This is a genomic window from Wolbachia endosymbiont (group A) of Lypha dubia, from assembly GCF_964028575.1.
In the GTDB taxonomy this organism is placed as follows: Bacteria; Pseudomonadota; Alphaproteobacteria; order Rickettsiales; family Anaplasmataceae; genus Wolbachia; species Wolbachia pipientis.
Genome location: NZ_OZ034796.1, coordinates 451,209 through 470,969 on the forward strand (window position 1 = coordinate 451,209; position 19,761 = coordinate 470,969).

General features: G+C 35.4%; 24 protein-coding genes. 16 read left to right on the plus strand and 8 right to left on the minus strand.

Annotation, left to right across the window (positions count from 1 at the left end):
* Nucleotides 1–37 precede the first annotated feature (37 nt).
* Nucleotides 38–523, plus strand: coding sequence for a hypothetical protein (locus ABWU72_RS02395; RefSeq protein WP_010082090.1), 486 nt, complete (start codon nt 38–40; stop codon nt 521–523).
* On the opposite strand, the gene ABWU72_RS02400 is transcribed toward ABWU72_RS02395, so the two are convergent.
* Complete coding sequence (locus ABWU72_RS02400) at nt 520–861, minus strand: SH3 domain-containing protein (protein ID WP_231115835.1); 342 nt, start codon at nt 859–861, stop codon at nt 520–522. The two genes, ABWU72_RS02395 and ABWU72_RS02400, sit on opposite strands and share 4 nt — an antisense overlap.
* Here ABWU72_RS02400 and ABWU72_RS02405 point away from each other — a divergent pair.
* The 3 genes from ABWU72_RS02405 to ABWU72_RS02415 all read left to right on the plus strand — a co-directional run bounded on the left by ABWU72_RS02405 (nt 860) and on the right by ABWU72_RS02415 (nt 3,331).
* A complete protein-coding gene (locus ABWU72_RS02405) occupies nt 860–1,024 on the plus strand; it encodes a hypothetical protein (RefSeq protein WP_264328715.1) in 165 nt (54 codons plus the stop codon). The two genes, ABWU72_RS02400 and ABWU72_RS02405, sit on opposite strands and share 2 nt — an antisense overlap.
* A gap of 57 nt (nt 1,025–1,081) precedes the next feature.
* The gene (locus ABWU72_RS02410) at nt 1,082–2,446 is read left to right on the plus strand and encodes a pyruvate dehydrogenase complex dihydrolipoamide acetyltransferase (protein ID WP_353284056.1); all 1,365 of its coding nucleotides are present in this window, start codon (nt 1,082–1,084) and stop codon (nt 2,444–2,446) included.
* A gap of 69 nt (nt 2,447–2,515) precedes the next feature.
* The gene (locus tag ABWU72_RS02415) at nt 2,516–3,331 is read left to right on the plus strand and encodes a hypothetical protein (protein WP_155969221.1); all 816 of its coding nucleotides are present in this window, start codon (nt 2,516–2,518) and stop codon (nt 3,329–3,331) included.
* Nucleotides 3,332–3,376: 45 nt separating this feature from the next.
* Here ABWU72_RS02415 and ABWU72_RS02420 read toward each other — a convergent pair whose 3' ends face one another.
* Together ABWU72_RS02420 and recR are read right to left on the minus strand one after the other, a co-directional pair.
* On the minus strand, nt 3,377–4,597 hold the full coding sequence (locus ABWU72_RS02420) for a P-loop NTPase fold protein (RefSeq protein WP_155969219.1): 1,221 nt from the start codon (nt 4,595–4,597) through the stop codon (nt 3,377–3,379).
* A 3-nt stretch (nt 4,598–4,600) separates the two neighbouring features.
* Nucleotides 4,601–5,206, minus strand: coding sequence for a recombination mediator RecR (recR, locus tag ABWU72_RS02425; protein ID WP_010963080.1), 606 nt, complete (start codon nt 5,204–5,206; stop codon nt 4,601–4,603).
* 451 nt (nt 5,207–5,657) lie between these two features.
* Between recR and ABWU72_RS02430 the strand changes: the two genes are divergently transcribed.
* Nucleotides 5,658–5,834 (plus strand): hypothetical protein, encoded by a 177-nt coding sequence (locus tag ABWU72_RS02430; RefSeq protein ID WP_155968258.1) that lies wholly within the window; start codon nt 5,658–5,660, stop codon nt 5,832–5,834.
* A 311-nt stretch (nt 5,835–6,145) separates the two neighbouring features.
* Here ABWU72_RS02430 and ndk read toward each other — a convergent pair whose 3' ends face one another.
* Nucleotides 6,146–6,565, minus strand: coding sequence for a nucleoside-diphosphate kinase (gene ndk, locus ABWU72_RS02435; protein WP_015589428.1), 420 nt, complete (start codon nt 6,563–6,565; stop codon nt 6,146–6,148).
* A 113-nt stretch (nt 6,566–6,678) separates the two neighbouring features.
* On the opposite strand from ndk, the gene ABWU72_RS02440 reads away from it, so the two are divergent.
* From ABWU72_RS02440 to ABWU72_RS02450, 3 genes are all read left to right on the plus strand, one after another.
* Nucleotides 6,679–7,500, plus strand: a complete 822-nt coding sequence (locus ABWU72_RS02440; RefSeq protein ID WP_155969217.1) for a hypothetical protein — start codon at nt 6,679–6,681, stop codon at nt 7,498–7,500.
* A complete protein-coding gene (gene hemH, locus ABWU72_RS02445) occupies nt 7,501–8,448 on the plus strand; it encodes a ferrochelatase (protein WP_007548918.1) in 948 nt (315 codons plus the stop codon).
* Between the two features lie 70 nt (nt 8,449–8,518).
* Complete coding sequence (locus ABWU72_RS02450) at nt 8,519–9,316, plus strand: hypothetical protein (protein ID WP_006280195.1); 798 nt, start codon at nt 8,519–8,521, stop codon at nt 9,314–9,316.
* Nucleotides 9,317–9,319: 3 nt separating this feature from the next.
* Here the strand turns inward: ABWU72_RS02450 and gshA are convergent, their stop codons facing one another.
* On the minus strand, nt 9,320–10,480 hold the full coding sequence (gene gshA / locus ABWU72_RS02455; RefSeq protein WP_151807649.1) for a glutamate--cysteine ligase: 1,161 nt from the start codon (nt 10,478–10,480) through the stop codon (nt 9,320–9,322).
* 115 nt (nt 10,481–10,595) lie between these two features.
* On the opposite strand from gshA, the gene hslV reads away from it, so the two are divergent.
* Both hslV and hslU read left to right on the plus strand, forming a co-directional pair.
* A complete protein-coding gene (gene hslV, locus ABWU72_RS02460; RefSeq protein WP_006280198.1) occupies nt 10,596–11,150 on the plus strand; it encodes an ATP-dependent protease subunit HslV in 555 nt (184 codons plus the stop codon).
* 1 nt (nt 11,151) lies between these two features.
* Nucleotides 11,152–12,642: an ATP-dependent protease ATPase subunit HslU gene (gene hslU / locus ABWU72_RS02465; RefSeq protein WP_006280200.1), complete on the plus strand. Its 1,491-nt coding sequence runs from the start codon at nt 11,152–11,154 to the stop codon at nt 12,640–12,642.
* Nucleotides 12,643–12,710: 68 nt separating this feature from the next.
* On the opposite strand, the gene ABWU72_RS02470 is transcribed toward hslU, so the two are convergent.
* Together ABWU72_RS02470 and ABWU72_RS08195 are read right to left on the minus strand one after the other, a co-directional pair.
* A complete protein-coding gene (locus ABWU72_RS02470; RefSeq protein ID WP_010963087.1) occupies nt 12,711–13,652 on the minus strand; it encodes an FKBP-type peptidyl-prolyl cis-trans isomerase in 942 nt (313 codons plus the stop codon).
* Nucleotides 13,645–14,652 (minus strand): polyprenyl synthetase family protein, encoded by a 1,008-nt coding sequence (locus ABWU72_RS08195; RefSeq protein ID WP_010082029.1) that lies wholly within the window; start codon nt 14,650–14,652, stop codon nt 13,645–13,647. Before ABWU72_RS08195 ends, ABWU72_RS02470 begins: the two co-directional genes overlap by 8 nt.
* 145 nt (nt 14,653–14,797) lie before the next feature.
* On the opposite strand from ABWU72_RS08195, the gene acpP reads away from it, so the two are divergent.
* The 3 genes from acpP to ABWU72_RS02500 are packed head-to-tail and all read left to right on the plus strand — an operon-like array spanning nt 14,798 to nt 16,472.
* Nucleotides 14,798–15,058 carry an acyl carrier protein gene (gene acpP, locus ABWU72_RS02490; RefSeq protein ID WP_006279836.1) on the plus strand — a complete coding sequence of 87 codons (261 nt, stop codon included), beginning with the start codon at nt 14,798–14,800 and terminating at the stop codon, nt 15,056–15,058.
* 13 nt (nt 15,059–15,071) lie between these two features.
* Nucleotides 15,072–16,343: a beta-ketoacyl-ACP synthase II gene (gene fabF, locus ABWU72_RS02495; RefSeq protein ID WP_155969215.1), complete on the plus strand. Its 1,272-nt coding sequence runs from the start codon at nt 15,072–15,074 to the stop codon at nt 16,341–16,343.
* A 3-nt stretch (nt 16,344–16,346) separates the two neighbouring features.
* Complete coding sequence (locus ABWU72_RS02500; protein ID WP_255322260.1) at nt 16,347–16,472, plus strand: hypothetical protein; 126 nt, start codon at nt 16,347–16,349, stop codon at nt 16,470–16,472.
* 40 nt (nt 16,473–16,512) lie between these two features.
* Here the strand turns inward: ABWU72_RS02500 and ABWU72_RS02505 are convergent, their stop codons facing one another.
* Nucleotides 16,513–16,737, minus strand: coding sequence for a hypothetical protein (locus ABWU72_RS02505; RefSeq protein WP_010082031.1), 225 nt, complete (start codon nt 16,735–16,737; stop codon nt 16,513–16,515).
* Nucleotides 16,738–16,933: 196 nt separating this feature from the next.
* On the opposite strand from ABWU72_RS02505, the gene ABWU72_RS02510 reads away from it, so the two are divergent.
* From ABWU72_RS02510 to thyX, 3 genes are all read left to right on the plus strand, one after another.
* The gene (locus ABWU72_RS02510; RefSeq protein ID WP_227738600.1) at nt 16,934–17,419 is read left to right on the plus strand and encodes a CPBP family intramembrane glutamic endopeptidase; all 486 of its coding nucleotides are present in this window, start codon (nt 16,934–16,936) and stop codon (nt 17,417–17,419) included.
* Between the two features lie 155 nt (nt 17,420–17,574).
* Nucleotides 17,575–18,852 carry a UDP-N-acetylglucosamine 1-carboxyvinyltransferase gene (gene murA / locus ABWU72_RS02515; protein WP_006279833.1) on the plus strand — a complete coding sequence of 426 codons (1,278 nt, stop codon included), beginning with the start codon at nt 17,575–17,577 and terminating at the stop codon, nt 18,850–18,852.
* A gap of 9 nt (nt 18,853–18,861) precedes the next feature.
* Nucleotides 18,862–19,716, plus strand: a complete 855-nt coding sequence (gene thyX, locus ABWU72_RS02520) for an FAD-dependent thymidylate synthase (RefSeq protein WP_015589436.1) — start codon at nt 18,862–18,864, stop codon at nt 19,714–19,716.
* The last annotated feature ends 45 nt before the right edge of the window (nt 19,717–19,761 follow it).

Below are 19,761 nucleotides of genomic sequence, written 5' to 3' on the forward strand. Positions count from 1 at the left end.
TTAACAAAAAGGTATAACGAATGTAGGAGGGTGCTTTATGTCTCTAAAGAATAAAATTTCTGAGTTAATAGAACAACAATTTAGCATTAAATACCATGACAATTATTTGGCTTACACTATACATAATTGGGCTGCAAGCGAAATATCTGATTCTATTACTTTTTGCATAATTGGTTGTGGAAATTGCAAGATTGGATATCAAGATGTTGCAAAGTCATTCAACATAACAAAAGAAGAAATTGACCAAGGTAATATTGCAAGCATAGAAAGTAAAATAAAAAGTGAAGCTGAAAAATCAGGTAGCGAGTTTTCTGAGTTGATTTCTAGAGTGGATCAATCGCTAAAAGAGCAGAGTGAAAAGTCTATTGTACAAATTTTAGATTCATCCGCTGAGGAGATGTTAAGGAGTTTCTGTGATAGCCCTGTACAGTCTCCAGAGCCTCAAGAACCCTCTGCTTCATCTGAAGAGCATGCTACAGAAGGCCCAGAAACTAGTGTTAATTCAGATCTTTTGTCAACCTAATCAACCCCATATATATGTTTTTTTTGTACCCATGCTTTGCGTTTTGGGGTGGAAAGAAAGCACCATTCTTCGTTACACTTTTCTATTTTCATTACAACAAATTTGTCTATTTTTATAGTAATCTTGCTGTCTACACTCTGTTTTTGATATCCATAAGTATCTTCTTTTACAATCGTGTAGCGCTTATCACTAAGAAGATTGCCTTTTATCCATCCGCAGTCTTCATCTATATCGCAGACCTTTTTCCAACTCTCAAACTCTTCTATCACTTTCAGGGGCAGATTTTTGCAAGTGTATATCCATTTTACAGGATAGTGAAACCCTGGCCCCGTTCTCATGTTGATCTTATTTGATTTGGTTGAAACAAAGTTGTTAGCAAACAAGCTATGGCTAAATAATAAAAACAATAGGATAATAGTACTGAACCAAGATCCTAGTGTTACGCACTGGGATGACGTGAGGGATAGTGTAACAGACTTATTCATCATAATTCACGATTAGGTTGACATAAGATAAAGAGTAAATTAAAAATTGAATAGATCTTTAAATGCAAAATCAATGCCTATAGAAATATTAATGCCTGCTCTTTCACCGACAATGAGCAAAACTGGAGGAAAAATTGTAAAGTGGCATAAAAAAGAACAAGACAAAGTTGAAGTAGGCGACGTAATTGCTGAGATAGAGACTGATAAAGCCATAATGGAGTTTGAATCTATAGATGAAGGAGTTTTAGCAAAAATTTTAGTAACAGAAGGAACAAGTGGCGTGCCTGTAAATCAACCAATAGCTTTAATGCTGGAAGAAGGAGAAGATGAAAGTGCACTTAACAACTATACTTCAACTTCCATCAATAGTGCAGTTAAAAAGGAAGTGACAAAAAGTGCTGTTGATAATCAAAAATCAGAACACCAAGATTTAAACGGAAAGCCAATAAGTCATTCTTCGGTGTCATTCCAGCGCGTGACGCTGGAATCCAACCCCTCAATGTCATCCCAGTGCTTGACACTGGGATCTAGAAAAGAAGAATGGATCCCAGTGTCAGCTACTCAGATGACAGAGGGTTATGCAGAAGGTAGAACAAAAATAAGCCCATTAGCTAAGAAAATAGCTCAAAATGAAGGGGTTAATGTGCAGCAATTAAAAGGTACAGGACCATATGGTCGCATAATTAAGGCTGATGTGTTGGAGTTTTTAGGCAGTGGTATACATACTGAAAGTCCTGAGAAAGATACCATAGTTGAAGTAAGCAACATGCGCCAAGTGATAGCACAGCGCCTGACTGAATCAAAACAGAATGTTCCACATTTTTATTTAACTGTAGACTGCCAGGTTGATAAGTTAATATCGTTAAAAAACGAGATTAACTCAGCAGATGAAAACAATAAAGTAACAATTAATGATCTAATCATAAAAGCTGCAGCTTTCAGCATGAAAAAATTTCCTGATATAAATTCTTCGTGGATAGATAATAAAATACTGAGATATTCAAATATAGATATTTCAATCGCTGTGGCACTTGAAGATGGGCTAATTACTCCTATAGTAAAAAATGCTGATAAAAAGGGTATTTTATCTATATCAAAAGAAGTGAAAGATTTAGTAAGCAGAGCAAGATCTGGAAAATTGAAACCTGAAGAGTTTCAAGGAGGAGGGTTTACTATCTCCAACTTAGGGATGTTTGGTATAAAAGCCTTCAGTGCTATAATCAATCCGCCGCAATCTTGCATTATGGCAGTTGGTGCATCTAAAAAACAACCAATTGTTATGAATGAGAAAATAGAAATAGCAGAAATAATGACAGTAATGCTCTCTGTTGACCATAGAGCAGTTGATGGGGCACTCGGAGCAAAGTTTTTAAATGCCTTTAAGCATTATATAGAGAATCCTCTGGTGATGTTTATTGAAACTGCGGTAACCTATTAGCATTGTTATTACAAAATTAATACCTCTAAGTTTATAATTCTACTAGTTAATAGGCTTAGAGGTAAAAAAATGAATACTACAGTAGAAAAAAATAATCCAAAAATTTTTCCTAAAAATGAAAACTCGAAAGGTATGGTTGCTCCACCTGTTCCTCCAAAATCTTCCCAAGTTAAATTTGCTGGAATAAGAGCAATTTTTGAGCAAAATGCATCTTATTCCCAAGCAAATGATAGTAATAAAACAGTAAGTAGCAATCTTGGAAGAACATTTGGCCCAACAATGCGAAAACTCATGGAAGACAACATTCATAGCACTCCTAACAAACAACGCCGTGATTCAGGGGATAGTGGTATCAGTGATGTTAGTAGCAGCACTTCTGATGATGAGGATAGAACAATAAAAGATAAAATGATGGAAAATGTTAAGCAGGATAACCATCAAAAAAGCTTTGATTTACATAAAGTACAAGCAACTGATGAATTAGAAACCGTAAAATTTCTCAAAACGCTAAGCAAGAAAGAAAGAGAAAAACTTGGTTTTTCTCCTAAACAGCAAAATAACCAAAAGGTTGAGACTAGCAAAAAAACTTATAATCCACTTGATTGGAATCCAATCTATCAAGGTAAAAAGCTCTTTAGCTTAGGCAATATGTCGAGTAATTCGTCTTCATGTAGTGAAAAAAGCAATATTTCAGATGTAAGCGGTAAGTCTAATAATTCAAACATTGTCAGATGTAATATTACTAGGAGTAACAGTAAGGAAGACCTTCGTAAACCTGATGCTTCACATAATGACAAATTTGCAGGTAAAAAATTATCTAATGTCAATGTAAGCGAATTAATCAGAAAGTTTGAACAAGGTAATGACATAGTAAAAGGGCGTTAATCAAATGTTACCCTATCTTTGTATATGTGAAGGTAGGGTATCTTTTCAAAATAGTATATCCTTTATAGCTTTGTTAATTTTTGACTCCCTCTCTGCAAAAGCAGTTTCTAGAGAGGTTTTAAGTTTTTCCCATTCTTCTTGACCATTTAGAACTAAAGATTTATATTCATTTTCAATTTTTTCCAAGGATCTTTGACATGAGGAATCTAGTTCCTCATATATATCAATATTTATTGATTGCAGTATTACCAAAAATGCAAACAAATTCGGATCAGGTAATTCTTCTCTTGTGTGATTCAGAAGACACAGCTTTATTTTTTTTACGCAGTATTCTATTGTTTTTAACGATAGTGACAGGCTTTCTGCATAAAATATAAAACTATCTACAATCAAATTTTTTGACTTTTTCGGTAATTTAATATTTTCAAATAGTTCTTTTGTAAATTTTTCTATCGGTTGTTTTGGCAAATGTAAAGAGAGATCAGTAAAAGATTTTAGGTCAAAATTTGGTCCAAGTATTGTGCTGATTGCTCTTTGTACATTACTCTTATCTTTACTTACAGAAATAATGAAAACCAGCCCCTCCACATCAAGCATATACTTTATAGATTCCAAAAAATCGACAACGAATTTAGGACGGCACACATCAAGATTATCCACCATTATATAAATGTTTTTGTCTTTTCTGATTTTATTAACCACATCCGCTAACTGTATTTTGAAATCTCTAGTACTCTCTTTTCTTCTTTGGAGAAGACTTAATTCACTCAAGACAAAACCTATGTCTTTTTTATCAGCCTCTTTTGCAGCATCAAGAAATACTGAAAGCATAGCAAGTGGAGATTTACTGATCAGCTTTCCTAGTGTGTTTAGAGAAAATAGCTCTTGGTTTATGTTCTTGAACTGTTGTATAACGCTTCTTTTTACTTCATACGATGCAAATAAATCTTCAAATAGAAAATTTAAAAAAGAAGGAAGTGGTTGGTCCAATGCATTGATATCCCATGCACTATAATAAGCTACAATTTCATTTTGCTGTTTTAACTCTTTTACCCATTCTTTCAAAAAAAACGTCTTGCCCCATCCATCATATCCTTCTAAAGATATTATTGTAAAAGACTGATCAATTGTTTTAATTATAGTGTTGAATTTACCTGAAAATTGCTTATAGTTTAGGCGGTCATTTTCCCAAGCCACCACTTTAAGTGGTGGCACTATTTTTTTCTTTTTGAATGTTATTAGCGATATAAGTTTTTTTAAGCACATGTCTTATTTTATATTTAACTCATATTCTTGTCTTGAAGTAAGTGCTATCCTCAGCGTTCCTTCATCAAGATAGTCAATTTCTCCGCCCATTGGTATGCCGCAAGCAAGGCGTGATATTTTCACATCCAAATTTTTTAGCAATTCAATTATATATTGTGCAGTAACTTGGCCCTCTAATGTCGGATTAATTGCGATAATTATCTCTTCAATTTTAGACTCTGTCACTCTTTTCAGAATAGTGTCAAGGTTGAGTTCTTTTGGACCTATGCCATTTATTGCAGACAATCTGCCACCCAAAACATGGTATAAACCTGAATATATATTTCCTTTTTCAAACGCCCATAGATCACCTAATTCTTCTACTACACACAGTAACTTAGTGTCACGTTTTGGGTTAGTACAAATAGAACAAGGTGACTTAGTATCTAGATTTCCGCAAACTTCACACTCTATTATAAGATCTGCTAGCTCTTTAATCAAAGATGCAAGTGGTAGCATAACTTTTTCTTTGTTTTGGAGTAAATGTATAACTAACCTGCGTGATGATGATGGCCCTAAACTTGGCAATTTAGAGAAAGCATGAACTAGATTTTTTATGTTAACGTTCATTCAATAAATTCAGAATAGGCAGTCAAATGGTAACATCAAACCCTTTGTAAAGAAAGTGGTAAGTTTCTCTTGATCCCACTTTGATCAGCTATAGAAAAAATTTTTTACTTTAACGAAAAAAATTACTTCCGCACATTTAAAGCCTGATTATAATAGACTTCTTGCATAACCCAAACTAAGTAGAAAAAAGGTATCATCCAAGTAGCTGACACTGGTTCCTTTATGACGGCAGTACCTTCTCCTGTCATCCGAGTAGCCGACTACTTGGATCCAGGAAATTTAACTCTACCAAGTAAATGTACAATAAGAACTAGATTCCAGACTGGAATGACAGCAGTCCTACGTCATACCGCGATTCATTCGCGGTATCTCAGCCGCTAACAAGAGATCCCGCTAACAAGCAGCGGGATGACGGTTGTCGTTTAGCCATAAACATTAAGAAATTTACCAAATGAAAAAAAAGGCAAAAGAAGCCCTGTGGTTATTATCCGCTTTAAAATATTGGCGTTTTTTATGTTTTAAACGCTTGACAAGCGAGATTCAGCCGCTTTTAATTGCAACTAACTTACGCTGCAAATGTTTAAGAAATTTACTAAGCAGAAAAAAAGACAAAGAATCCCCGAGTTAGCTAGTCTTTTACTATCTCTGTCGAGTATTGGCATTTTTTGATGTCTTGTAACGCTTTATAAGCGCGTTCAGCTTATTTAGATAAAAATCTAGATGTAGATGAAGTTTTGTAAAGACATACAGTATCTATATACTGCAAAAAATTGAACATAAGACGCCGATACATTAAGTAATCCTTACCTTTTAATCTGCAGATTGGCGAAAGCAAATACAATAGCTTCACTATCATGATAAGGGCGCTGGCGAAGGGTGTCAAGTAAGTTTTTTCGTTTCTATGTTGTCAGCTACTTGGATGACGCCAATCTGAGTTAACTACACCAACTCACATTCAGCAAAAAAGAAAGCTATCTCCTTACGAGCATTTTCTAGACTATCCGAGCCGTGGACTCTATTTTCACTAATATCATCAGCAAAATCACCCCTGATTGTGCCTTTATCTGCCTGCTTTGGATCGGTAGCTCCCATGATTTGTCTGTATTTACTTACTGCATTTTCACCAACTAAAACTTGAACTACCACAGAACCAGAGGTCATAAACTCTACTAATTCCCCAAAAAAAGGCCTATCTTTATGAATTTCATAAAACAGCTCTGCTTGTTTTTTTGTTAGTAACATCATTTTTTGTGCTGTGATTTTCAGCCCAGATTGTTCGATGTAGGAATTTATATTGCCTGTAATATTATTTTTTACTGCATCAGGTTTTAATATCGAAAGTGTCTTCTCAATTGCCATATTGTTTCCTTATATAAAATAGTATATTTATAGATTTATTTTATTGTAAATTTTGATTTGATAAAAGTAGTTTTTTATTTATAGTTAAGGATAAACCATCAAGGAGGTATTGTATGGGTGAATGTTGTAAAAATAACACTACTAAACAAGCTGAGCCTACCACTAAAAAACAAGCTAAATCTACTACTAAAAAATTAGTAAGTAACTTTAAGTCATCACTTTTTTGTGGAACAAAAGGATTTTTAACTTTTAATTTGGCCTTTTTAAGCTTTTTGGAATATAGCTTACATCATAATACAGAATTAAAAAAAGGTGCTGCTTTTGCAATGAAAAGAAACACTATTCCATTTCTTGAAATGACAATCATAGCACCGCTTGTTTGTTTTGCACTGCCAGCTATGCTAGGCAGTATGAGCCTCATGCAATGCGCACTTTTATGTGCTTCCTTAATGATTGCCACATGTTTTATTGTCAGAACTTTTCATCTGCGTGAGAAGTTAATGGAAAAAATCACTAACCATAGTAGAAAAGAAATAGACGCGGAATTTAAGAAAGATACTATAAAATTTCCTATCTTTGATCAAAATAGAAAACACACCGAGTATAATTCGCCTAACTCAGGGCGACTACTGGATGAAACAAGTAGCACCTCTCTTTTCGTTAAAGTTTTACTTTTTCCCCTCAAGGTTCTTCTGAATGTCCTGCAAAGTTGTATAATGCTATCTTTAGCTGCTGTTGAACTTCTTGAAACGGTACCAAGTCTTTTTGTCGATACATTTTTCGATTGGAACTTCACATCCACCAAGAGTAACCTGAAGAGATCAGGCCACTTATTGTATGCCAGTGTAAGAAATTTAGTGCCTATAACTAAATTTGATGAGTGTGTAGCTAATTTTATAGGCACCCCAGAAGTAACTTGTTGTAGTAGTGCGTAGGTGAAAAAGGCAGTTATCTTATTTAATCTTGGCGGGCCTGATTCACTAAATGCGGTCCGTCCTTTTTTATTCAACCTTTTTTATGACAGGAGAATAATCAATCTACCGAATCCCTTTCGGTTTCTTTTAGCAAAGTTTATATCTGCGAAACGAGAAAATACTGCACGAAAAATATACGAGGAAATTGGAGGTAAATCGCCAATTCTAGAGAATACAAAAATGCAAGCTAATGCTTTAGAACTAAAATTAAACGAAAATAGAAACCATGTACACAAGGTATTCATCTGCATGCGCTATTGGCGTCCATTTGCTGACGAAGTTATTGAAAGTGTAAAACAGTTTGATCCTGACGAAGTAATTCTGCTGCCACTGTATCCACAATATTCAACTACCACAACTCTGTCATCCATCGAGAATTGGCAAAAAAATGCTAAACGGTATGGCCTAAAATGCAATACAAAAATGATTCACCGTTATTATGATAACCAAGATTTTATTGAAGCTCACACTAATCTGATAGCTAAGTACTATAAATTGGCTAGAAAAATCGGTAAACCAAGAGTCCTATTTTCAGCCCATAGCTTACCTCTTAGTATCATTAAAAAGGGCGACCCTTACGCTTCACAGGTAGAAAGAAGCGTAGAGTTAATAGTAGAAAAGTTAGCTATCAATAACTTAGATTGGTCAATATGTTATCAGAGTAAGATTGGTCCTGTAAAATGGCTAGAGCCAAGCACTGAAAGTGAGCTATTACGCGCAAAAGCTGATGGTGTACCTGTAGTTCTATCACCTATATCTTTTGTTTCTGAGCATTCAGAAACTCTAGTTGAACTTGATATAGAATATAAAGCAATTATCAAGGATGGATATTACTTTCGTGTGCCAACTCTCAGTACCGATCCCTTGTTTATAAAATGCTTGGCCGATTTGTGCATAAATCTCCCTTGAAGTCCTGATTCATAGGGCTTTTCTTTTAGGATTTTATGTGATAGAATAACAGGAAGTTATTAACTATTTCATGCCAAACAAGCTAAAAAAGAAATCTAACATACTCGCACAAAGGGTGCATGATATTTATGATCATGATTTCAGGAAGGTAATCTGCATCACAACAGGTTTAACAGCCCTATTGTGTAAGATTTCACTGCAATTTTGCTGCGAGTTCATTGACAATAATAGATCCAATATCTTTCTTATACGGAATGTTGCTCGACTAGTAAAGTTTCCGACATCTATTCTATACATTGCCCATTCTGCATTTACTCTACAGGATCTAATTAAGGATTACAGAAACCCTGAGAGTAAAAAAGAGCTGGCAAAAATTGTGGGTAAATCGGCTAATCTTGCAAGCAGCACCATAGAAGCGCTAATGATGTTGAAAATCATCCATTTTTGCACTGGAAGCAATACAGACATAATAAGTTATATTAACTTAACCTCAACGATCCTATTTTTGTTCATTTCAGAACCTATAAGCTATTATTATACATGCAAGGAATATCTGGATAATAAGGATCCTGAAAAGTCTGCTGAGTGTAAGAAGGACCTTATTATTAGCACATTAACTTTGTCGTTAGGTTTATTAAACTTCATATTAAGAAGGATAGAGACTCCAACTATACCAATAAACTTAGGTAATGGTATAATCTATAATTTCAACTTAAGCGTAACAGTCAGCATAATATATAGTGCAGTATTTCTTGCAGTTCAGCTTGACAAATTGTTTCAACAACCTGTCAATGATGATCCTTCCACTGAACTTGATGATGTTCATAATATAAACGGTCATTCTAATGACAGCACTGTAGAGGTATAAGAATTAGGGATGAAAAGATTTTATTTCTACTGCCAACGCTAGTACTGCTAATTTGCTAACAATACTCCAAAGTGATAGAATTTTACCTTCTACAACCTGGCTAACATCATGAAACTCACAGTCAGTGGCATTCAAGCTAGAATATACATCTTTTCTGCTATTACATCGGTATAAGTAACATGTTGGAGTATCTCCTATATAGTATATTAGCGGTTCTGCAGAACTGCTTTTAAACATGTCAATGGTTGGTACACCTTCTTGTATAATAACGCTATTGATTGCTATTCCTTCTTTTATCTTTTTCATTTTATGACGCTTTTTTTTATTGAGGTTTAATATTTCCTCTCCACTTGTTGCTGTTATAATGCCCATCCCATATGTGCCATTGCTTGCTTTGATAAAAACGTAAGGTTGTGTTTTTATTTCATATTCCTCATATTTTTTTTGCACTAGAGATAATATTTGGTCAACTTTAGTTGCTACTGCTCCTAGTGACAAATCATCATCAAAATCAACTCCATCACAGCTCTCTGTAAGCACAGAAATTAGCCATGGGTCTATTTTAAATTTGCCACAAAACTCAGATGCTAATTCTTGATAGATTTCAAAATACTTAAATTTCTGCCTGCTATGCCAACCGTATAGTGGGCTTGGTACTATATCTTGCTTTACGTCTTTCAGCGTGTCTGGAATGTGGCTCGTCATATCACGGTTCAGTATAATAACATCAGGCACAAATCCTGAAGTTGTCTTTAGCAGAGAGTTTTCTTTCACAACAGTTTCATACTGTTCTATTAAATTGTATACTTCATTATATAAAAGGCCAATTCTAGTCTCAAAACCTGCGAGTTGTAGTATTTTCTCTATAACAAATACGTTTTCTATATACATTTTATTGCGTGTATAATTTTCCGGTATTATAAGAACCTTTTTGTATTGATGTCTTTTAAAATAGCTTTTTATCAATCTTGCTGCCATCGTTCTTGATTCTTCACTTAAGTTATTGAACCCCGCAGGAAATAAATTAGCGTCTACTGGAACGATTTTATAGCCAGAGTTTCTAAGATCTATAGAGCTATAAAATGGCGATGTAAGGCCATTAAATTTTGCTTCGAACCAATTATTTATACTTTTTTCCAAATCTGGGTGAATTATGTTTTGCATCTGTACTTTAAATGTTATAAGGAAGGTATTATATTATAAGCTATAGTTGAACATATTTAGTAAATTTGACTAAAGATTAAAGTATAATGAGATTCTTATTTAAAGTGATAGAAAAATGATTCAACACGATAACAATAAAATGTATGGCACTACTATATTATCAATTAGAAAAGATAAAAGTGTAGTAGTAATAGGTGACGGACAAGTTTCACTGGGCCACACTGTTATAAAATCTGGAGCAAAAAAAGTTAGGCGTCTTTCTGGTGATTCCGTAATTGCTGGATTTGCCGGGGCAACAGCCGACGCATTTACTCTTTTTGAAAGATTAGAATCTAAACTTGACAAGCACCCAGGGCAATTAATGAGAGCATGTGTTGAACTTGCAAAAGACTGGAGAATGGATAAATATCTGAGGAAATTAGAAGCTATGATGATCGTTGCAGATAAATCTATTTCATTAGTAATTACGGGAACAGGTGATGTTCTTGAACCTGAAGATGGAGTCGCAGCTATTGGCTCTGGGGGAAATTTTGCTCTATCTGCAGCAAGAGCTTTAATTGACATTAAAGGAATATCAATAGAGGAAATTGCGAAAAAGGCTATGAAGATAGCTGGCGATATATGTGTTTATACAAATCATAATGTAGTTATTGAAAAGATAGAGGAGTGATATGTCTTCCAAGCAAAAAACTTTATGCACCAATTTTTCCAATCAGCCCATAACCCTTTCAGAAGGGCGGTCTTGTAGTAGTGACACCTACGATGAAAAAGATAACCTCTATAAAGATACTAAGAGTGGTTTTGATTCAAATGACAGCGATGTTCAAGTTAATGACAGCACTCAAGTTTTGTTAGATGACCTGCCACCACAGAAGATAGTTAAAGAATTGGACAGATTCATAATCGGACAGGATGATGCAAAGCGTGCTGTTGCTATTGCGCTCAGAAATCGTTGGCGTCGCAATCAGGTTCCATTTCCATTGCGTGATGAAATCATACCTAAGAATATATTGATGATCGGTCATACAGGGGTTGGTAAAACTGAAATAGCTCGTCGCTTAGCAAAACTTGCCGGTGCACCGTTCATAAAAATTGAGGCAACGAAGTTTACTGAAATAGGGTACGTTGGACGTGACGTTGATTCGATAATACGCGATTTAGTTGATGCAGCAATAGTTTTAGTTAAAGAGAAAGCCCGTAAAGCCTTAGCTAAAAAGGCTTTAATTTTAGCTGAGAAAACAATAGTAAACTCTATGGTAGGCGAAAATGCAACCGAAGAGAGTAAAAAAATTTTTAGAGAAAGGTTGAGGAATAAAGAGTTTGAGGACGGAGAAGTTTCTATTAACGTCAGAGAGAGCAAGAGTATGTTACCTACTTTCGATATACCAGGCATGCCAGGTGGGCAAGTTGGTGTGATGAATGTAACAGAAATAATGGGCAAGATGTTTAACGGGAGCAAAAAAACAAAAACTATTACGGTGAAGGTAAAAGAAGCGCGTGAAATATTAATTAATGAAGAAAGTGAAAGGCTAATGGATGAAGATAAGATAATCAAAGAAGCCATTGATCTTGTTAGTAATGACGGTATAGTATTTTTGGATGAAATAGACAAAATTGCAGCGCGTACAGAAGTAAAAGGTGAAGTAAACAGAGAAGGAGTGCAACGCGATCTGTTACCATTACTTGAAGGAACAACTGTTACAACTAAGTATGGCCATGTAAAAACAGACTATATATTATTTATTGCATCTGGTGCTTTTCATCAGTCTAAACCATCTGACCTCTTACCGGAATTGCAGGGCAGATTACCGATCAGGGTAGAACTTAAGGCACTTACTCAAGAGGATTTAATAAGAATATTAAAGGAACCAGAATCTAGTTTGTTAAAGCAGTACATAGCTTTAATGAAAACAGAAAATGTGACACTTGAGTTCACTGATGATGGTATAAAAACCATAGCTGAAATAGCGTTTACAGTTAATAGGCAAGTGGAAAATATAGGCGCAAGAAGGCTTCACACTGTCATGGAGAAGCTTTTAGATGAAATAAGTTTCATTGCTTCTGAGAAAAATAGCGAAAAATTCATTATAGACAGCAAGTATGTAAAAGATAAACTTGAGTCAATTTCGAAGCAGCTTGATTTATCTAAGTTTATACTTTAGGAAAAACGAAAAGCCTACTTTAAGTAGTATAGAGAGTGTTCAGAAGATTAGCCAGTAGACCTAAAATTTCAGCTATATTCTTTAGGCTGTTTTTCAACAGTAGAATGGTGTGCTGCGACCTCTTGCTTAACATCTAAGCTTAAGTCAATTATTGAGATATTTTCTTCATCATAATCTATGTCTTTTATTAACATATCGTCAGTAATAGTCAAAAGGTCAGGCGGAGAAAGAATAGTTCTTTTATTACCAGCTCTCATTCCCACAACTCCAAGCTCTATAGCAAGTGGTATTTTTTTATCGCCAACCCTAAATTGCACTGTTTGATCTTTGACTATATATTCCCCATTATGCTCCTTTACGCTATATTTAACCGATATCTCATCACCGCACCTTACTTGTTTTCCAGTCTTGTTAATTAAGTCATTAAAAACCATCAGATTATTTACTGAGTCGGGATATTTATCCTTTACTTCGATCAGTTTGACGTAATAAGAATTAAAATTCATTTTGTTCTCATTGGCAATAGTAACTACACGCTCTCCGCCTTCTTTCATACCTATTACCCCTAAACTCACTTCTTTTAGGTCATCTTGACCTATTTTCAAAGTAACATCAGAAACTTTGCTAGGGAGTGTTGCTGAGTTATTATTAGAAATTTTATATATTTGCAATAGGACTTCCAGGCCACAAAAAGCCTTGCTGCCACTGCCTTCAGTAATTTCATAAAAATTTATTGAATCTTCTTCCTTTTGCTGCGTTATTTCTTCTAAATATTCTGTCAGCCCATGCTTTTCAATATAGCGGTCAAGTGCTGATTCAAGTATTGGCTTCACTAGGTAATGTGCTATCGTCTGTATCAAACCACCATGCGTGGCATTTATCTCATAAAGCTTGTCCTTTTTTTCCGGTTTACCTTTGTTTATATAGACAATAGTAAACACAAAAGCAGAAGTTAAAGTGAGAATCATTACTACGGAAATAAGCATTTGTAATATAATTTTTCTAACCATCTTTCTTTACTTGATTCAATAAATCATATAAATAATTAGTATCCCCTGAAAGCGCACTCAAATTATCCAAGCCTTGTTTAAAGAGGCCGTCTATATAGTCCTCTACTTCACTTTTACCAAGCACAGACATAAGATTATTTGTTTTATCTTGTTCGTAGTCTTCAATATCATCCTTAGCTTGAAAGATAAGCCCTAGATTTATTCCATAGTTATATAACGCTTTACGTTGCTTGTCTGTAGCACCCCCGATTATAGCACCTATTTCACATGAAGCTGCAAATAGTTTTGCGGTTTTCATCAAATGAATTTCTTTTATTTTATCAGCTTGGCCCGACGTCATTCCAGCGTCATACATACAGCCGTACGAATGTTGTAGTTTTAAGGTAGAAAGGGTGTCATGCAAGTAGCTGACACTGGAATCCATTTCATGTTCAGCTCCACTATCGCATGGCTTTTTGCACGAAATGCTTGTAGGCAAAGCCTTCTGGATCCCAGTGTCCGCTACTTGAATGACAGAGGGTTGGGGGCTAAAATCTATATGCTCACTGTTAATATCTAAAGCCTGTCCTCCCACCATTCCCCTAATTCCTATTGCCTGAGAAAGAACTTTTATGATCTCACAGCGTTTCTCATTTAACGAAGATAATACCTCAAAAGCCAGAGTAAGTAGTGCATCTCCGGCAAGCACTGCTGTTGCTTCATCAAATTTTTTATGGCAGCTTAGCTGGCTTCTGCGAGTATCACTGTTGTCCATGCACGGTAAATCATCGTGAATTAGAGAGTAAGCATGAACAAATTCAATTGCTGCAGCAACTGATATTACTTTTTTAGCTTCCGCGTTAAACACTCGCGATGAAGCTACGACTAAAAAGGAGCGTATATGTTTTGCAGGAGCAAGGAGTATATAACGCATAGCTGATATAAGCTTATTCTCGCTATTTTCGGGTAAGAGTTTATTTACTTCTACAATAAGCAAATTTTTTGTTGTTTCGTCTAGCATTTTTGAATTGTTAATTGTTTAGCACGTAACGCTAGCCAGCTAGGGCAGTAGAAAACTTTACTGTAGTTTACCAGTTATAAAAGATATTGCAAACATAAAAATTTTTTATAACATCAAAGAATAGGTTATTTTTTTGGTAAGAAATGTGAATAGCGAACTAGCAAAGAGCACTAGAGAAGACATAGAAGAAAAAGTGAAAAAGATTATACTAGAGCATATTAGTAAGGATGTAGAGAAATTCAACAGCTCTTCAAAGCTTTCGGAGCATGGTACAGACAGCTTAGATGCAGTTGAAATCATCATGGCAGCAGAAGAAGAGTTTGGAATAGAAATTCCAGATGAAGACGCACAAAAAATGGAAACTATGGAGCAAATAGTTGAGTACATTAATAATAAAAAAGGCTAATATTTAGTGTTAAATGAGCAGAAGAGTAGTAGTCACTGGTGTTGGTTTAATCACTCCACTAGCGGCAGATGTTGACAACACTTGGTCAAGGCTAATGAAAAGTGAGTCTGGCATAAAAGCAATCAATACGGATAGATTTGACTCTTCTGATCTTGCTTGCAAAATTGCAGGGCAGGTGCCGTTGCAATCAGATAACATTGAGCACCATTTCAATCCACTAGATTATATTTCTGAGAAAGACTCAAAAAGGACAGATCGTTTTATCCATTACGGTATTGCAGCAGCTATTCAGGCAGTAGATGATTCATTAATTTTGGAAAGCCAAAATATCAATCGGGAACGTGTTGGTGTGACTATTGGCTCTGGTATAGGTGGTCTTCCGTCAATTCAGGAAAATGTTATTACCATGCAGGAAAAAGGGCCCAGACGTGTCAGTCCATTTTTTGTCCCTGCAAGTCTAATAAATTTGATATCTGGCCATATTTCTATTAAATACGAATTTACAGGTCCAAACGATTCAGCAGTAACCGCATGTGCAACAGGTGCGCATGCAATCATAAACTCAGCAAGAACTATAAAACTTGGTGAAGCGGATGTTATGATTGCAGGTGGAGCAGAAAGTGCACTGTGTAGAGTTGGAATTGCAGGTTTTGCATCTATGAAGGCGTTATCAACTAAATTTAACGATAAACCGGAAGAAGCTTCAAGGCCATGGGATGAAGAACGCGATGGTTTTGTTATGGGTGAAGGAGCAGGTATATTGGTGCTGGAGGAATACGAACATGCGAAAAAAAGGGGGGCAAAAATACATGCTGAACTGGTTGGGTACGGACTCACAGGAGATGCGCACCACATTACAGCACCACATCCAGAAGGAAGAGGCGCATTTAAGGCAATGCAGCTTGCTTTAAAGAGCGCACAAATTAATCCCAATCAAGTAGGGTATATCAATGCACATGGAACTTCAACGCCACTTGGAGATAAAATTGAAGTAATAGCAATGAAACAGTTATTCGGTGACTACGTTTATAAAATACCTGTTTCTTCAACTAAATCTTCTATAGGACATTTACTTGGTGCTGCAGGGAGCGTTGAAGCAATATTCAGTATTCTTGCGTTAAATAATGGAATTATTCCGCCAACCTTAAATTTACACAAGCCTTCAGAAGGATGTGATTTAAATTTTGTACCGTTTAAAGCTCAGGAGCATAAAATTCAATATGCACTTTCTAATTCGTTTGGTTTTGGTGGCACTAATGCATCGCTCATATTTGGACAAGTTTAGTTGATGTCACCCCAGTGTCTTCCTCTTGTCATTCCAGTACCCTCCTCTTGTCATGCAAGCAGCTCTCCTACTGTCATCCCAGCACGTGACACTGGGATGACAAACGGTTGTGAAAGGGAATACATATAAAAATTAAACTATCAATAGCAATTCAAAAAGAAAAAATATTCTATTCATCCCTGAAGAAGTATTTTATTGACAATTTATGAATAAAGATCAATAATGCAGAAAAGGAATTGATGGGCGTATGCATGAATTTAACCACTATTAATTGTACATTATTTGTTGTAATTACATATTTTTTGACGTGCATTATAGCTTGGTGCTTACCTTTCAAAGACATAACATTATTAACAACATTTGTTCCGGCTTCAGTTGCAATTTTGCTAACCATTTATAATAAACAGAAGGTAAGGGATCTTTTTAAACTTAGTTCGCCAAAAAACTGTCTATTAGGGTTTATACTTATTCTGGTAAGTATGCTAATTTCCAATGGTCTTTTGTCAATTTACTGCGGTTTTTCATTTTTCCGAGAGTCTTTTACGTTAGACCGTGTAAAGGATTTGAGTGCAGTTTTGAGTCCATTAGTGATGTTATTTGTTTTATTATCAACCTTTGTGATGTGGATCATTATGTCTCTTGGTGAAGAGATCGGTTGGCGTGGCTATCTTTTGAAAAATCTTAAAAGCAAAATATCAAATTTTTATATCAGAGCAATTATTGTCGGTATTATTTGGTCAGTATGGCACATACCAACTTATGTGGTTGCTGGCTCAGCTTTGTGGAAGGATGGCTTTACATTCCCGACTATTTGTGCTTATACCCTTTATATTTGTGCAATGTCTATAATGTTTACCTGGTTGTTTGAAAAAGACAACTCGATTTGGCCAGTAACTATTGCTCATGCAACAAATAATCTTGTGTATAGTGTTTTGAGCATTCTAATGCCGTCTCCTCCTCTGTCAACTTTCGATGCAGTAATTCGCCTTACATTAGGAGCAGCTGGTTATTTCATTGTTGCAATTGGTGTTATTTGGTTTGATAAAGCTCGAGAGCGTCATTTGAGTAATTCATAGTATAAAATTTCGGGGGCAATTCGCATCAGGTGTCATGCAGGTAGCATGACACTGGGATGATGAGGAAGAAAAAGCAAATTTTGCCTTTTACGGTCAATCTATTATACTTAGTAAGACTTCAATAAACTAATGAATTATACTTTATATCTAATTAAATGCACAAGATATTAATAAGAAATAACTACAAACCTTTGGTCGGAAAAATCAAGATTAATGGCTCAAAAAATGCTGTTTTACCAATAATGGCAGCAAGTCTATTAAGTAGCTCCCCGGTAATTTTGCATAATGTACCTGATTTAATTGATGTGCATCTAATGTCTAAGTTGCTTGAAAGTCTTGGAGCAGAAGTGAACTTTATGCACAATAAAAATTATAAAGCGAACCATACTTTGAAAATTGACTGCAGCAATATCAACAATCACGTGATGCCATATAAAACCGCAAGTAAGCTAAGAACTTCTTTTCTAATATTGGGTCCAATGCTTAGCAGATTTGGCAAAGCGAGAACAGCATTTCCTGGTGGATGCAACATTGGAAAGCGTCCCGTTGATATGCATATTAAAGCATTAGAAGAAATGGGAGCTAAAATTGAAATTGACGGCTATAATATAATTGCAACAGTGAAAGGAAAGCTACAAGGAAAAGAAATCACATTTGAGAAAATAAGTGTTGGCGCAACAGAAAATGTAATAATGGCAGCAACATTTGCAGAAGGAGTGACAACAATAAACAATGCTGCAACTGAGCCGGAAGTTCTTGATTTAATAGATTTTCTGAAGAAAATGGGTGCTGATATTGAAATTGATAATACAAAGGTCATAATAACAGGAGTTGAAGCACTAAATGGATGTGTTCATAAAATAATACCAGATCGCATAGAAGCAGGCACCTATGCACTAGCTGCTATAATAACCGGTGGTAAGTTGGAGTTGGAAGGAATAAATCTATCTGATATAAGGTGTATTACAAATGAGTTGGAGACTATAGGAGCTATGGTTGAACTGTATGATGGAGGCATTGTTATTTCCAGAAAAAATGGCTCTATTAAGTCTGCTAACGTTGCGACAGATCCATATCCCAATTTTCCCAGTGATATGCAACCACAACTGATGTCTGCAATGTGCATCGCTGATGGGATATCAGTAATTGAAGAGAACATTTTTGAAAACAGATTTACACATGCAGATGAATTGAGAAAGTTAGGTGCTAATATCAGCATCGAGAAAAGCAAAGCTACTATAAGTGGAATAAAAAGCTTATCTGGAGCTAATCTATATGCTACTGACTTAAGATCAACAGCAGCTTTGGTGCTTGCTTCTTTGGTAGCCGGTGGAGAAACTATAATAAACAATTCACATCATTTATGGAGAGGATATGAAGCAATGCATGAAAAACTCAATTCATGTGGAGCTGATATCTCCATTTCGTCTTGAGGATATTTTATGAATGAAGCAACCAAACGAACTATAGTAAAAGAAATAGATGCAATCTTATATGAAGAACATAAGGTATTAGACCATGGATTTATTCGAGTAGTGGATTATATGGGCTCTGATAGCGCTATAGTTCAAGCTGCTCGTGTTTCTTATGGCAAGGGAACAAAACAGATAAGTCAGGATGAAGCACTTATAAAGTATTTAATGAGACATCATCATACAACTCCATTTGAAATGTGTGAAATTAAGTTTCACGTGAAACTTCCAATTTTTGTTGCAAGGCAATGGATAAGGCATAGAACTGCAAATGTGAATGAATATTCAGCAAGGTATTCAATACTTGATAATGAATTTTATACACCTAAACCAGAACAAGTTGCAAAACAATCTGACAATAATAAACAAGGTAGCGGGGAAGCTTTTGATCCAGATACCTCAAAGGAAATAATAGATTCTCTAACAAATGACTCTAATTTAGTATATTCTCATTATGAAAAATTTATTGAGCAGGGGCTTGCAAGAGAAATTGCCAGAACTAACCTAATGCTTAATTACTACACGCAATTTTATTGGAAAATAGATCTGCATAATCTCCTTCATTTTTTGAAGCTTAGAGCTGATAAGCATGCCCAATATGAAATCAGAGTTTATGCAGAAGTTATGCTGGATATAATAAAAAAATGGGTTCCACTGGCCTACAATGCCTTTGTTGAATATTGCCTAGAATCAGCCTGTATTTCAAGAACTGGTCTAGAAATAATTCGCAAATTAATTAAAGGGGAAAACGTTACTAGAGAAGAAAGTAATATTGGTAAAAGAGAATGGGGCGAGCTGATGTCTATACTTGATAAACAATCTTAAAGATAAAGGCATACGTGTCAATCTCCTCTGTCAGTTAACTCTCGT